The sequence below is a fragment of the Paraliobacillus sp. PM-2 genome (genome assembly GCF_001368815.1).
Lineage (GTDB): Bacteria > Bacillota > Bacilli > Bacillales > Amphibacillaceae > Paraliobacillus.
The window spans coordinates 779963-794243 of sequence record NZ_CTEI01000001.1; the positions used below are offsets into that span (position 1 = coordinate 779963).

The 14281-nt window shown below is 35.1% G+C and carries 15 protein-coding genes; all 15 read left to right on the forward strand.

Going from position 1 to position 14281, the window contains the following annotated elements; translation table 11 throughout:
• The first annotated feature begins 106 nt into the window (after window positions 1–106).
• The 15 genes from BN1058_RS03470 to whiA all read left to right on the forward strand — a co-directional run bounded on the left by BN1058_RS03470 (window position 107) and on the right by whiA (window position 14272).
• A complete protein-coding gene (locus tag BN1058_RS03470; protein ID WP_090852914.1) occupies window positions 107–307 on the forward strand; it encodes a PspC domain-containing protein in 201 nt (66 codons plus the stop codon).
• Window positions 304–660, forward strand: a complete 357-nt coding sequence (locus BN1058_RS03475; protein ID WP_090852917.1) for a phage holin family protein — start codon at window positions 304–306, stop codon at window positions 658–660. Before BN1058_RS03470 ends, BN1058_RS03475 begins: the two co-directional genes overlap by 4 nt.
• A 195-nt stretch (window positions 661–855) precedes the next feature.
• Window positions 856–2598, forward strand: a complete 1743-nt coding sequence (pabB, locus tag BN1058_RS03480) for an aminodeoxychorismate synthase component I (protein ID WP_090852920.1) — start codon at window positions 856–858, stop codon at window positions 2596–2598.
• Between the two features lie 104 nt (window positions 2599–2702).
• A complete protein-coding gene (gene hprK, locus BN1058_RS03485) occupies window positions 2703–3656 on the forward strand; it encodes an HPr(Ser) kinase/phosphatase (protein WP_176694434.1) in 954 nt (317 codons plus the stop codon).
• Window positions 3657–3674: 18 nt separating this feature from the next.
• On the forward strand, window positions 3675–4508 hold the full coding sequence (lgt, locus tag BN1058_RS03490; protein WP_090852927.1) for a prolipoprotein diacylglyceryl transferase: 834 nt from the start codon (window positions 3675–3677) through the stop codon (window positions 4506–4508).
• A gap of 13 nt (window positions 4509–4521) precedes the next feature.
• The gene (locus BN1058_RS03495) at window positions 4522–5484 is read left to right on the forward strand and encodes a nucleoside recognition domain-containing protein (RefSeq protein ID WP_090852930.1); all 963 of its coding nucleotides are present in this window, start codon (window positions 4522–4524) and stop codon (window positions 5482–5484) included.
• Complete coding sequence (ppaX, locus tag BN1058_RS03500) at window positions 5459–6097, forward strand: pyrophosphatase PpaX (protein WP_090852933.1); 639 nt, start codon at window positions 5459–5461, stop codon at window positions 6095–6097. Before BN1058_RS03495 ends, ppaX begins: the two co-directional genes overlap by 26 nt.
• A 3-nt stretch (window positions 6098–6100) precedes the next feature.
• Window positions 6101–6643: an acyltransferase gene (locus tag BN1058_RS03505; RefSeq protein ID WP_090852936.1), complete on the forward strand. Its 543-nt coding sequence runs from the start codon at window positions 6101–6103 to the stop codon at window positions 6641–6643.
• A gap of 53 nt (window positions 6644–6696) precedes the next feature.
• Window positions 6697–8346 (forward strand): glycerol-3-phosphate dehydrogenase/oxidase, encoded by a 1650-nt coding sequence (locus BN1058_RS03510; protein WP_090852939.1) that lies wholly within the window; start codon window positions 6697–6699, stop codon window positions 8344–8346.
• A gap of 178 nt (window positions 8347–8524) precedes the next feature.
• The gene (locus BN1058_RS03515; protein ID WP_369688242.1) at window positions 8525–9529 is read left to right on the forward strand and encodes a tetratricopeptide repeat protein; all 1005 of its coding nucleotides are present in this window, start codon (window positions 8525–8527) and stop codon (window positions 9527–9529) included.
• Between the two features lie 198 nt (window positions 9530–9727).
• The gene (gene trxB, locus BN1058_RS03520) at window positions 9728–10678 is read left to right on the forward strand and encodes a thioredoxin-disulfide reductase (protein WP_090852942.1); all 951 of its coding nucleotides are present in this window, start codon (window positions 9728–9730) and stop codon (window positions 10676–10678) included.
• 292 nt (window positions 10679–10970) lie between these two features.
• On the forward strand, window positions 10971–11423 hold the full coding sequence (locus tag BN1058_RS03525) for an 8-oxo-dGTP diphosphatase (RefSeq protein ID WP_090852945.1): 453 nt from the start codon (window positions 10971–10973) through the stop codon (window positions 11421–11423).
• Between the two features lie 21 nt (window positions 11424–11444).
• Window positions 11445–12326: an RNase adapter RapZ gene (rapZ, locus tag BN1058_RS03530; protein ID WP_090852948.1), complete on the forward strand. Its 882-nt coding sequence runs from the start codon at window positions 11445–11447 to the stop codon at window positions 12324–12326.
• Window positions 12327–12331: 5 nt separating this feature from the next.
• Entirely contained in the window at window positions 12332–13279 is a 948-nt protein-coding gene (gene yvcK / locus BN1058_RS03535; RefSeq protein ID WP_090852951.1) for a gluconeogenesis factor YvcK family protein, read from the forward strand.
• 42 nt (window positions 13280–13321) lie between these two features.
• Window positions 13322–14272, forward strand: coding sequence for a DNA-binding protein WhiA (gene whiA / locus BN1058_RS03540; protein WP_090852955.1), 951 nt, complete (start codon window positions 13322–13324; stop codon window positions 14270–14272).
• Window positions 14273–14281 lie beyond the last annotated feature (9 nt).

A 14281-nucleotide genomic window follows, 5' to 3' on the forward strand; every position in this document is an offset into this window, starting at 1 on the left:
CAAAGTGTTTAACGAAATAAAAAATGAGGAATATAATTGATAAATGAGTTAATGGATAGATTTATCAATTAGAGCATAACATAATAGATGAAAAGGAGGATATACGATGAAAAAAAAGCTGTATCGTTCAAGTAAAAATAAAATGGTATCAGGTGTAATAGGTGGAATTGCAGAATATTTTAATGTGGATGCAACGATATTGCGATTAATTTTTGTTGTTGCACTTCCATTTACAGCATTTTTCCCATTAGTTTTTGTATATATCGCAGCAGCAATCATTATGCCAATTGATAATGGTGTATCATAATGACGCGTTGGTTTGTGTCTTTATTATTAAATGCACTTGCATTGACACTGGTTTCACAGCTTTTTGATGCCTTTTATATAGAAGGGGTTGGAACAGCGTTATTTGCAAGTGTCATTTTATCTGTTCTAAATGTGATCGTAAAGCCTATTTTAGTTGTATTAACATTACCAATTACTATTGTGTCACTCGGTCTTTTTTTATTTGTTATCAATGCAATCACATTAATGCTTTCACAAGCATTGATAGGTGATTCATTTGTTATTGATGGCTTCGGAATTGCGGTACTTGCTGCAATTGTATTATCACTAATTAATTTAATTCTCAATCGATTAATTAAAGATCGTATTACTTGAGTTAAGGTTGGATAAAAATTTTAAGCTTTATTAAAAAAAGTACCCTATAGAGTAGCTCTTTAAAAGCTACCTACAGGGTACTTTTGTGTATAATAATGTTAATTCAGTTATTCCATCTGCATAGCTTGAATTTCTATAAGGCTCGTTTTTAAGTTATACTGTGGAAAAGTAGGAAAAAAAGGAGCAACTAAAAGAATGAGTCACCCATTTCTTCAATTTTCTTTTCAAACAAATCCAGATGATCATCACTCTATTTTTTTTGGAAATCCAATAGATGTATATCAATCTACAGACATTAATCAGGTGATCCCTATATTAAAAAAAGTAGAGAAAGCAATAAATGATGGATATTATGCTGCTGGTTTCGTGTCTTATGAAGCTGCCCCCGCTTTCGATCATAACTATAAGGTCGTTTGTACAAAAAGCGATTTTCCGTTAATTTATTTCGCAATATTTAATGAACCCGAACCAAATAAATCGTGCGCTTTTACTGAAAGTGAATCTTATCATGTTTCTGATTGGTCATTTATTTCTAATTACAAACAATATGATAAAGGGATTAAAGCAATTAAACGTGCAATTAAAAATGGGGATACATATCAAGTTAATTACACGACGCAAATGGAAGCAGATTTTTCTGGTGATCCTTATACGTTATATCAACAACTAAAGTACAATCAAAAAGCAGGTTATAGTGCATATATGGAATTGGATAACTACCAAATATTATCTGCTTCCCCTGAACTTTTCTTTCAAGTACAGAATGGAAAAATAATAACGAAACCGATGAAAGGCACTTCGCGTAGAGGACGTTTTTTTCAAGAAGATGAGTGTTTAAAACAACAATTATATGAATCAGAAAAAGAACGAGCGGAAAATCTAATGATTGTAGATTTACTCCGAAATGATTTAGGGAAAATAGCTAAACTCGGATCTGTAAAAGTTACGAAACAATTGGAAATTGAGTCGTATCCAACTGTTCATCAAATGACTTCTACAATAACCGCTGATCTAAATACACATCGTATAATTGATTGGTTTCAAGCATTATTTCCTTGTGGATCCATAACAGGTGCTCCAAAAATGAAAACAATGGAATATATTGCTGCACTTGAACAGAATCCTAGAGGGGTGTATTGTGGTGCGATTGGTTATTTCACTCCTAAACAGGAGGCAATTTTTAATGTTCCCATTCGAACCGTTGTGATAGATAAAAGAACTAAAAAAGCAACTTATGGCGTTGGAAGTGGTGTAACATGGGACTCTAAAGTGAAAAATGAGTATGAAGAATTGAAAACGAAAGCGAAATTATTGACTGAAAAAAGGTCAGCATTTCAATTAATTGAAACCATATTATTAGAGCAAGGGAGTTACCCATTAGAAGCTTATCATGTCAAACGATTAGCTGAGTCTGCAAAGTATTTTAATATTCCCTTTTCGAAAGAGAAGGTAAACAAAACATTAGAAAAAATAAAACATCAGCTAGATGTGGGGAAATATAAAGTAAGACTTCTATTAGATTTGAATGGTGAACTGCATAAGTCCGTAGAAGAATTAAGTAATACACCAGAATCTGTTGAATGTGAATTAGCTAGCTATCCCATAGATAAAACAAATGTATTCCATTATCATAAAACAACGAACCGTTCGATTTATCAAGAACATGTAACAAATAATCCATCTATATTCTCTGTATTACTTTGGAATGATCAAGAGGAAATTACAGAATTCACATTCGGGAATGTCGTCGTTGAGCTGGATGGTCAACTATTCACACCACCTTTATCTGCTGGTTTATTGCCTGGAACATACCGAGACTATTTATTAGAACATCACATGATTAAAGAACGTACGATTACAAAGAAAGAAGTCATGGCGGCTTGCAATGTTTGGTTCATTAACAGTCTAAGAGGATGGATTTCAGTCCAACTAAAATAATTGATTCACTATTAAATTGGTGATTGTACAAACAAAAAGTGCTACAATAAACATACATCTTGTTACAAAAGGTAATAAGTTGATGGCATGATGGAGGGATGAATTTGACTAAAATTTATACACAAGATTTATTAGATCAGTTTAAGTTAGAAGTAGTTGCTGGTAGTAACGGCGTTAATAGAGAAATTGTTATGAGTGATATTTCACGTCCTGGAATTGAAATGACAGGTTATTTTCGTTACTATCCAAAGAAACGATTACAATTATTAGGGAAGACAGAACTTTCTTATTATAAAGATTTGAATTCTGAGGAACGGGCTGACCGTGCAAAAAAAATGTGTACCCCAGTAACACCAGGGATTGTAGTTTCAAGAGGTATGGATATTCCGGATGAGCTTATACAAGCATGTGATAAAGCAGATGTGCCATTACTAAGATCGCCATATAAAACAACACGCGTTGTCAGTCGATTAACAAACTTTTTAGAAGCAAAATTTGCACCATTTACAGCAATGCACGGTGTATTAGTTGATATATATGGTGTTGGTGTACTCATTACAGGGCAAAGTGGCGTAGGTAAAAGTGAAACGGCACTTGAGTTAGTAAAAAGAGGGCATCGTCTGGTAGCAGATGATAGTGTTGAGATTAGACAAGAAGATTATGATCGTTTAATTGGTTCTTCACCACCATTGATAGAACATTTATTAGAAATTCGTGGCTTAGGTATTATTAATGTAATGACATTATTTGGGGCAGGATCTGTCCGTTCATACAAAAAGATATCTTACGTTATTAATTTAGAATCATGGGATGAACAAAAACAATATGATCGCCTAGGTTTAGAAGAAGAAACAATGAAAATTATTGATGTAGAAGTACCCAAGGCAACATTACCTGTACGACCGGGACGAAATTTGGCGGTTATTATTGAAGTAGCAGCGATGAATTTTCGTTTGAAACAAATGGGTGTGAATGCTGCCGAGGAGTTTTCTACTCGATTAACTACGATGATAGATAATGAAAAAAGTAATTTAGGTATTGATTACGATTTGGAATAGGGAAGGGAGTTAGCTATTTTGTTATTTCAAGTATCACCACCAATTGATCGTGTGTTTTTAGAACTTGGTCCACTAACTATTTATTGGTATGCGGTTATCATTGTTAGTGGTGTTTTTATTGGTTTGTGGTTAGCGACAAGAGAGACAGATCGGTTGGGGTTAGAAAAAGACTTATTTACAGATTTAATTATGTTTGCCTTACCAATAGCAATTATTTCTGCTCGTTTTTATTATGTCGCGTTTGAATGGGAAAGATATCAAGGTGGTCCATGGTGGGATGTGTTTGCCATATGGGAAGGTGGCATCGCTATTCATGGAGCACTGATAGGATCAGTTATAACGGCTATTATTTTTGCACGAGTAAAAAGGGTATCATTTTGGCAACTTGCTGATATTGCAGCACCTAGTCTCATTTTAGGTCAAGCAATTGGACGATGGGGTAACTTTATCAATCAGGAAGCGCATGGTGGAGTTGTATCTGACGCATTTTTCAATAATTTTATGCAATACTTACCTGATTTTATTGTAAATCAGATGTACATAGATGGTGCATATTATCATCCCACATTCTTATATGAATCGGTCTGGAATATATTGATCTTTAGTTTACTTTTAGTTCTACGTAAAAAAGTGAATCCTAGAAGAGGTGAATTATTCTTAACTTATGTGATTGGTTATTCTGTTGGAAGGTATTTTATCGAGGGTATGCGTACGGATAGTTTATATATCATCGGTTCATTACGAACAGCCCAAGTAATTTCGATTGTTTTAGTTGTTGTATGTATAGGTATAATGATTTATCGTAGAAAAACAAATATGGCAAACCGCAGATATAGTGGAAAAAAGATATAATGGAGATTAGATAGTGAATGGAATAATAAAAAGAGGGACAAGACAAGGTTTACAGGTAACGTGGACGTTAAGTAAAGTTATTTTTCCTATTACTGTGTTTGTAACGATTCTGCAATATACACCAGTGTTAGATTGGCTGGTACAGTTAGTTACACCATTAATGAATAGTTTGGGATTATCGGGTGAAGCTGCAATACCGCTTGTTTTAGGAAATACACTTAATTTATATGCCGGTATTGCAGCGATTATATCGTTTGATTTTACGGTTAAGGAAGTCTTTACTCTAGCGATTATGTTGTCTTTTTCGCATAATTTAATCATTGAGTCTTCGGTGGCAACTCGCGTCGGTATTAAATGGCCGGTTATTGTTAGTGTACGAATAGTACTTGCAATCATTTCAGCATGGATGATACAGCTAGTTTGGGATGGTGGCAATCAATTAGCACAATATGGATTAATTTCAAAGGAAATGCAAGCGCCAGAAGGTTGGTTGGCAATTGGTATAGAAGGTTTCCAAACTGCGTTCATTAGTGTATTGCAACTAGGCGTAATTGTCATTCCATTAATGGTTGTTTTGCAATTTTTTCGTGAATTAGGTTGGATGGAGCGAATCTCTAAAACTTTGGCTCCATGTACGCGTGTGCTTGGAATGGAAAAGAAAGCTTCCATGACATTAGTTGCGGGGCTTTTTATTGGATTAGCCTACGGGACAGGTGTCATGGTGCAAGCAGTAAAAGAAGATGGCGTTTCAAAAAAAGATATGTACCTAGCTTTTATTTTTTTAGTATCTTGTCATGCGGTAGTCGAAGATACACTGATCTTTATTCCACTGGGTATACCTGTTTGGCCACTCTTATTGATTCGTCTAGTTACAGCAATTATTTTAACAGCAACAATCGGATATATTTGGAATAGAAAACAATTAACAAATAGGAAGGAAGTCATCAAGCATGAGCATACGTACGATTCTTTTTGATTTAGATGGAACATTAATTGACACGAATGAATTAATTATCGCATCGTTCACACATACGTTAGAAAAGCATACAGGGAAAAAGTATCAACGAGAAGATATTCTTCCTTTCATTGGTCCGCCATTGTACGATAGTCTTCACCAAGTCGATCCTGATCATGTGGAAGCGATGATAACTACTTATCGTACACACAATATCGAAAATCATGAAAAATATGTGGTAGCTTATCCAACGGTGGTAGAAACGATGAGAACATTAAAAGACAAAGGTTACCAGTTGGGAATTGTTACAACCAAGATACGTGATACAGCTGAATTAGGATTAAAAATAACTGGTTTATATGAACTATTTGAATGTGTTATTGGCTTGGATGATGTAACGAACGCTAAACCACATCCGGAACCAATTATAAAAGCTTTAACAGAACTTGATGCTAGTCCACAACATGCGTTAATGGTAGGAGACAACTATCATGATATTGAATCTGGACAAAACGCTGGGGTAAAAACAGCAGGAGTTGCTTGGTCGATTAAAGGAGAAGCCGCTTTAGCTGACTATCAACCAGATTATATGCTTAAGGAAATGAAGGATTTATTAACTATTCTTGAGGTGTAACCCATGCGAAATACAGAGCGTTACAAAGTAGAGGGTGCAAATTCCTTATGGCATGTGTATAAAACAGTCCCTTTTGTAAAAGTAATAAAAAACTTTATTGTTATACAACTTGCAAGGTATACTCCTTTTCTAACGGTGAAAAATTGGCTGTATAAAAATTTTCTAAGAATGAACGTTGGAGATGAAACGGCCTTTGCATTAATGGTTATGCTAGATATTATGTTTCCAGAACGAATTTCAGTTGGAAGAAATACAGTGATTGGATATAATACAACGATTCTAGCACATGAATACTTAATCAAAGAATACCGATTAGGTGATGTTATTATTGGCAATGAAGTAATGATAGGTGCTAACAGTACGGTGTTGCCTGGTGTCACAATAGGTGATGGCGCAATTGTATCGGCAGGAACAATTGTACATAAAGATGTACCAGCCGGTGCATTCGTTGCAGGAAATCCAATGCGCATTGTTTATACAGCCGAGCAAATGCAGGAACGAATCAAACAAGATGATTTTTTCAACAATAGTAATCAGCAGGTTTGATATTGTATGAATGCAAAATAGGAATAGATAACAGCACAAGGGGTTGTAAAGGGATGGGGTTCTCAAATATTCATCGAGATAAAATAACTGAGATGCTCTCAAAAGAGATATTTGACGTATTAGTAATTGGTGGTGGCATAACCGGTGCAGGGGTTGCTTTGGATGCGACTGCTAGGGGGATGAAAACGGCAGTTGTAGAAATGCAGGATTTTGCTGCAGGTACATCTAGTCGCTCGACTAAATTAATTCATGGTGGTCTGCGCTATCTTCAGCATGGAGAAGTTAAAATGGTCGCAGAAGTTGGTAGAGAGAGAGCAATTTTATTTGAAAATGGCCCACACATTACGAAACCGGAAAATATGTTATTACCAATTTATCAAGATGGCACATTGAATAAATGGAGTACACGAATTGGATTAACGATGTATGATCGCTTAGCGGGTGTTCAAAAAAAAGAACGGCATAAAATGCTTACTAAAAAAGCAGTGCTAGCGAAAGAACCGTTGGTTTCTAATAAAGGTTTAATTGGAGCGGGGGATTATATAGAATACAAAACGGATGATGCCCGATTAACAATTGAAGTAATGAAAAAAGCGGTACAGCTAGGTGCAACGGCATTAAATTATATGAAAGTTGTGCAATTCATATATGATGAACAGCGCAAAGTTATTGGTGCGGAAATAGAAGATCAAATCAATGGTGAAAATTATACGGTTTATGCAAATAAAATTGTTAATGCAACAGGTCCATGGCTCGATTCTGTTCAGGATTTAGATTATTCTAAAAAAGATAAAGCACTTTTTTTGACAAAGGGCGTACATCTTGTTTTTGATCAAAGTAGATTCCCATTAAAACAAGCGATATATTTTGATCATATCGATGGTAGAATGATTTTTGCCATACCACGAGAAAACAAAACGTATGTGGGTACCACGGACACACCATATCATGAAGATACTGCTAACCCTTCAGTGACTAAAGAAGATTGTCACTATCTATTGGAGGCAATAAATCAAATTTTTCCTTCGTTACATCTTACGTTAGTTGATATTGAATCGAGTTGGGCAGGAGTTAGGCCATTAATTACGGAGAAAGGGAAAGATCCTAGTGAAATTTCTCGTAAAGATGAGATCTTGTATGCAGAATCAGGACTCATTTCCATAGCAGGTGGTAAACTTACCGCTTATCGAAAAATGGCTGAAAAGGTTGTTGATAAAATTGCTAGACAACTGAAACATGAGAAAGGAATTCTGTATTCCCCATCTGAAACCAAATTGATTCCCATTGCTGGAGGAGAAGTAGGTGGATCAGCAGGATTTGCCGAGTTTAAACAACGACAGTTAAAGCGAGCTAATATCAATATAGATGATTGTGTAAAAGGATTGTATATTGATCGTTATGGAAAAAATGTAGAAAAGATTTGGCAGAATTATTATAGTTATTATCAAGAAGCACAGCATTTTGAAGTGGAACCACTTGTTTTTGCAGAGTTAATCTATGCATTAGAAGAGGAATGCATTTATATGCCACTAGATTTTTTTATGAGACGTACAGGAGATCTTTTTTTTAACTTGGAATCCGTTGAACGAAATGGAGCAGGTGTATTAGCCTATTTAGAAAAGAAACTTCACTGGAATCGTGATGAAACGGCATATTATAAAAGGGAATTAACGCTTGCTTGTCAGAAACCATTTTATTCATAATTAAAGACAAATCAATTTTTTAAGAAATTTACACAAAATATCATTCAATGAAGAAGTTCGCTAAGTAATTAAGCGAGCTTTTTATTGTATATCAGTTTTGCTATTAATCTTATAGGAACATAGTCAAATATGTGATATACTTCAAACGATACGATAGGTCCTTTCAAGGGGGAGACATATGAGTATAATGAAAAAAAACAAAAAACAATCAACTGTAGATAATGTCATTCCTTTTATTCCAGAGGGCGATTTTTATTTTTCTAAAGGTGTTCATGCTTTTCAAAAAAGAAAATTTGATATTGCTTTGAAATGGTTTAAAAAAGCGACAGAAGCTGATCCAACAGAGCCGTTGTATCCGTGCCAAATGTCGATTATTTATACAGAGATTGGTGCCTATCATGCTGCCAATCAAATTCTAACAGAAGTTATTGAAAAACAAGGAGAAGATTATTTAGATTGCTATTATCTAATTGCCAATAATTATGCACACCTTGGTTTGTTGCATGATGCACAAAAATACGCAACCATTTATTTAGAAAAAGATCCTGAAGGCGAATTTAAAGAAGAAACAGAAGAGTTACTCAGCGTTTTACAATTAAGTGAAGATGACGATTGGTTGGATGATGAAGACGAATTATTAATGTATCAGGAGACCGCTTTTCACCATTTGGAACGAAAAGATTGGCAAAAAGCGTTACCATTATTACAAGAAATGATGACATTATTTCCTGATCATATGACCGCCAAGCATGAATATGCATATGCATTATTCTTCTCTGGTGATCGTAGGGATGCAATAAATTTAGAAGAAGCATGGTTAAACAAACACCCCGCTTCTATCTTTAGTCTTACAAATTTAATCATGTTTTACTATGAACAAAATGATCAAACAAAAGTTGACCAATTAAAACATTCATTAGTTAACATCTTCCCAATCCATGAGCAGCAAAAGTTACGTTTAGCCATAGCATTTGCTCATATAGGTTGTGATGAACTCGCATATTCACGATTTCTTTCTTTGTCTAAAAAAAGTTTAAGAGGACACATTAATTATTACAGGTATTTTTCCAAGGTAGCCTATCAAGTCGGGGATGAAAAACGAGCGCAACGTTTATGGGAAGAAGGTGTAATGCTCTATTCGGTTTTAAAAACAGAGCAAGCTCCTTGGCAACAGACAAAATAATGTGTAAGTATATGTGAGCATATTATTGGACGATTATATGTAAAAATACGATAATGGGTATAGTAATTATTTCGATTAAGCACACAAAAAATTGCACATTAATACTTATAAAATATGTGTGTTAACGCAATTGATAACTTCCTATTTTATCAAAAAGGGAAATGAGGCTTTACTTTAATTTGAAAGGATGAACAAATCATGGCTGAAGAAAGAATTTATGATGTGATTATTGCAGGAGCAGGACCAGCTGGAATGACAGCAGCTGTTTATACCTCTCGTGCTAACTTAGATACATTAATGCTCGAGCGAGGAATTCCAGGAGGACAAATGGCTAATACGGAAGACGTGGAAAATTATCCTGGCTATGAAAGTATCTTAGGTCCAGATTTGTCCAACAAAATGTTTGAACACTCAAAGAAATTTGGTGCAGAATATGCTTATGGAGACATCAAAGAGGTTATTGATGGAAAAGAGTATAAGACTGTAGTTACAGGTTCTAAGGAATATAAGACTAGATCACTTATTATTACAACCGGAGCGCAATACAAAAAACTTGGCGTACCTGGTGAGGAAGAGTTAAGCGGTCGAGGTGTATCCTATTGTGCAGTTTGTGATGGTGCTTTTTTCAAAGATAAAGAGTTACTGGTTATTGGTGGCGGAGATTCAGCAGTAGAAGAAGGTGTTTATTTAACACGCTTTGCTAGTAAAGTGACTATTGTCCATCGTCGTGACGAACTTCGTGCACAAAAGATTCTTCAAGATCGCGCATTTGATAATGAGAAAGTTGACTTTATTTGGGATACAATCGTCAAACAAATTAATGAAAAAGATGGAAAAGTTGGTAGCTTAACTTTGTTAAATAAAAAAACGGGTGAAGAGTATGAACATCCAGCAGATGGAACATTTATCTATATTGGAATGATTCCTTTAAGCGAGCCATTTAAATCACTTGGTGTAACGAATGAAGAAGGTTACATCCCAACAAATGAGCAAATGGAAACATCTATTCCAGGTGTTTTTGCTGCTGGGGATATTCGTGATAAGGAACTTCGTCAAATTGTTACAGCAACAGGAGATGGAAGTATTGCAGCACAATCAGCACAATCTTATATTGAAGAGTTAAAAGAATCGTTGAAAGCTGTTCAGTAGATTGTAATAAGATGCAATTAGAAAGTAACTGGATCTTAATGCTCCTGTAACACGTACGAAACAAAAATAGGGTACAATATAAATAACTAATTGACCCCCTTTTTAATAAATATTCGCACAGGTGATTTCGCCTGTGTATTTTTTTTGGGGTTTTACAAAGGACATAGCGTGTTATTTTATTTTGAACGGTGAGGTATGCACAGTGGAAAAAAAGTAATGAATAATCATGTTAGATTGATAAGCTTGGATATAGTATAATAAATACATATTGTTTAGAAAAGAGTGAGTAATATTGCAACGTGTTACGAATTGCATTTTAAAACACCAAAACCATATATTACTGTTACAAAAACCCAGTAAGGGCTGGTATGCGATGCCTGGGGGGAAGATGGAACAAGGAGAAAATATTAAAGAATCTGTCATTCGTGAATTTAAAGAGGAAACAGGCTTGTATTTAATGGAACCGAAATTACGCGGTGTTTTTACAATGGTAAAAAAAGAACAATATTCGCTTGAAAAGGAATGGATGATGTACACCTTCTTTTGCGATTGCTTTGAAGGTGAATTATTAGAGCAATCGAAAGAGGGGAAGTTGAAATGGATTCCAGTTGAAGAAGTATCTAATTTACCAACAGCACCAAGTGATAAATTTATCCATCAGCATCTATTGCACCGACAGGCGATATTATATGGTACATTTGAATATGGAGCGGATTATCAATTAACTGATTATAGATTTAATTAATCCGTTAAAAGGGGAGTCACTATGTCAACAAAACAGGAAACAAAACTAGTTATCATTACTGGAATGTCAGGTGCAGGTAAGACGGTGGCAGTACAAAGCTTTGAAGATTTAGGCTATTACTGTGTCGATAACTTACCCCCTGCCTTACTACCTAAATTTTTAGAATTAATGAAAGATGCTAGTAATAACATTCATCAAGTAGCACTAGTGATTGACTTACGTGGAAGGGAATTCTTTGATACATTATTTGATGCACTAGATCATCTGGGGAATGCGGACTGGTTAGAAGAGCAAATTTTATTTCTAGATGCCCAAGACGAAACGTTAGTATCACGTTATAAAGAAACAAGACGCTCACATCCGCTTGCTCAAGATGGACTTCCGTTAAATGGGATTTTACAAGAGCGAAAGATGCTTGATGAGTTAAGAGGGCGTGCCCAACATTTCATTAATACAACCAATTTGAAACCTAAAGAACTTCGAGAGAAAATTGTTGAAAAATATGGTGAATCAGAACAAGAGATTTTTTCTATTCATGCTTTATCCTTTGGCTTTAAATATGGACTACCAATTGATGCAGACTTAGTGTTTGATGTTCGATTTTTGCCAAATCCGCATTATGTCGAACAATTACAACCATTAACTGGTTTAAATTCAGAAGTATCATCATATGTTTTAAAATGGACAGACACACAAAAATTCTTAGATAAGATAACCGATTTGTTGTCGTTTATACTTCCACAGTACAAAAGGGAAGGTAAAAGTCAACTTGTTATTGCAATTGGTTGTACTGGAGGACAACATCGCTCCATAACGATTGCAGAATATCTTAAAAATTATTTTTCTGGTCAGTACGTTACACATGCAACGCACAGAGACATTGATAAAAGAAAGGGTCATTAATCACAATGGATAAAGAGAAAAATATTGTTGTGTTAGGTGGAGGAACTGGAATGCCGGTGCTTTTGCGTGGATTGAAAGAATATCCAGTTAATTTATCGGCTATTGTTACGGTGGCAGATGACGGTGGAAGTTCTGGTCGATTGCGGTCAGAAATGTCCATTCCTGCGCCTGGGGATATACGTAATGTAATTGCTGCTATGTCTGAAGTAGAACCCATGCTATTAAAATTATTTCAACATCGTTTTCAAAATGGTAATGGCTTATCGGGACATTCGATGGGTAATTTGTTACTAGCAGCTATGACTTCAGTTACTGGTGATTTTTACAATGGAATTAAAGAAATATCTCGTGTGTTAAATGTAAAAGGTAATATTTATCCAATTGCCAATCAAAATATGTTTCTACATGCAGAAATGGAAGATGGCGAAATAGTTGCAGGAGAGTCAAATATTCCACTTTCAAACAAAATAATTAAACGTGTCTTTCTGCAACCAGATCCTGTCTTGCCATTACCAGATGCAATCCATGCGATTGGCGAAGCTGATTTAGTCGTAATTGCTCCAGGCAGTTTGTATACTTCGACAATGCCTAATTTGGTAGTACCCGAAATTGGAGATGCTCTACGTCAAACAAAAGGTAAAGTAGTTTATGTTTGTAATGTTATGACGCAAGCTGGTGAAACGACAAATTATACTGCAGCAGATCATATTCAAGCGATAGAGGACCATGTTGGCACAGGTTGTATTGATTCTATTTTAGTACACAACAAACCAATAGAGGATGAATACCGTAAAAAATATGCGGAAGAAAACGCAGCACCAGTTATTTATGATACGGATCGTTTAATTCAAATGAGTTTGGAGATCATTGAAGCAAATATCATTGATCATTCCAAAAAAATGCTCCGTCATGATACCGGAAAAGTAGCAAAGTTGCTTTATTCTTTGGTATGATAATAGGATTAGAAGTAAGACGAAGACGGGAAGGTGAAAAACATGTCTTTTGCATCCGAAATAAAAAAAGAGTTGACCCAAATTGAGAACAAGAATTGTTGTGCTGAGGCAGAACTCGCAGCATTAATTCGGATGAACGGCGCAATCTCGTTGTCAAGGCAAGAATATGTATTGGATGTTCAAACAGAGAACGCAGCCATTGCTCGTCGAATTTATACGATCTTAAAATCGTTATACAATTATCCAGTAAAGTTACTTGTTCGAAAAAAGATGAAATTGAAAAAAAATAATGTTTATATTGTACGTATCATGGAAGGTGCTCGTAAAATATTAGCAGACTTAAAGATTCTGGAAGAACCGTTCTCATTAATTCGTACGATTTCACCAAAGTATTTACAAAAGAAATGTTGTAAACGTGCTTATTTGCGAGGGGCTTTTCTTGCAGGAGGGTCTGTTAATAATCCAGAGACATCTTCTTATCATTTAGAAATTGCCAATTCTTATCAAGAACACAACGATTCATTATGTGAGTTGATGAATTCGTTTCATTTGCATGCAAGAAAGTTAGAACGAAGAAGTGGCTATATTTCTTACATTAAAGAAGCAGAAAAAATAACAGAGTTCTTTAATTATATTGGTGCACACCATGCTCTCTTGAAATTTGAGGACGTTCGTATCATGCGTGATATGCGTAATTCAGTTAATCGTCTTGTTAATTGCGAAACAGCTAATCTAAATAAAACAATTGGTGCAGCTTTTCGCCAAGTAGACAATATCAAATTTATTGAACGTACGGTTGGCTTAGAAGCTTTACCTGATAAATTACAAGAGATTGCAAAATTACGTGTCCAACACCAAGATGTTTCCTTAAAAGAGTTAGGCGAGCTAATTAGTGGAGGAAAGATAAGTAAGTCAGGTATTAATCATCGTTTAAAAAAGATTGATCAATTTGCAGAGCAACTAAGAAGGGAACAACCTATTCAACAAGGATAAGAAATTTGA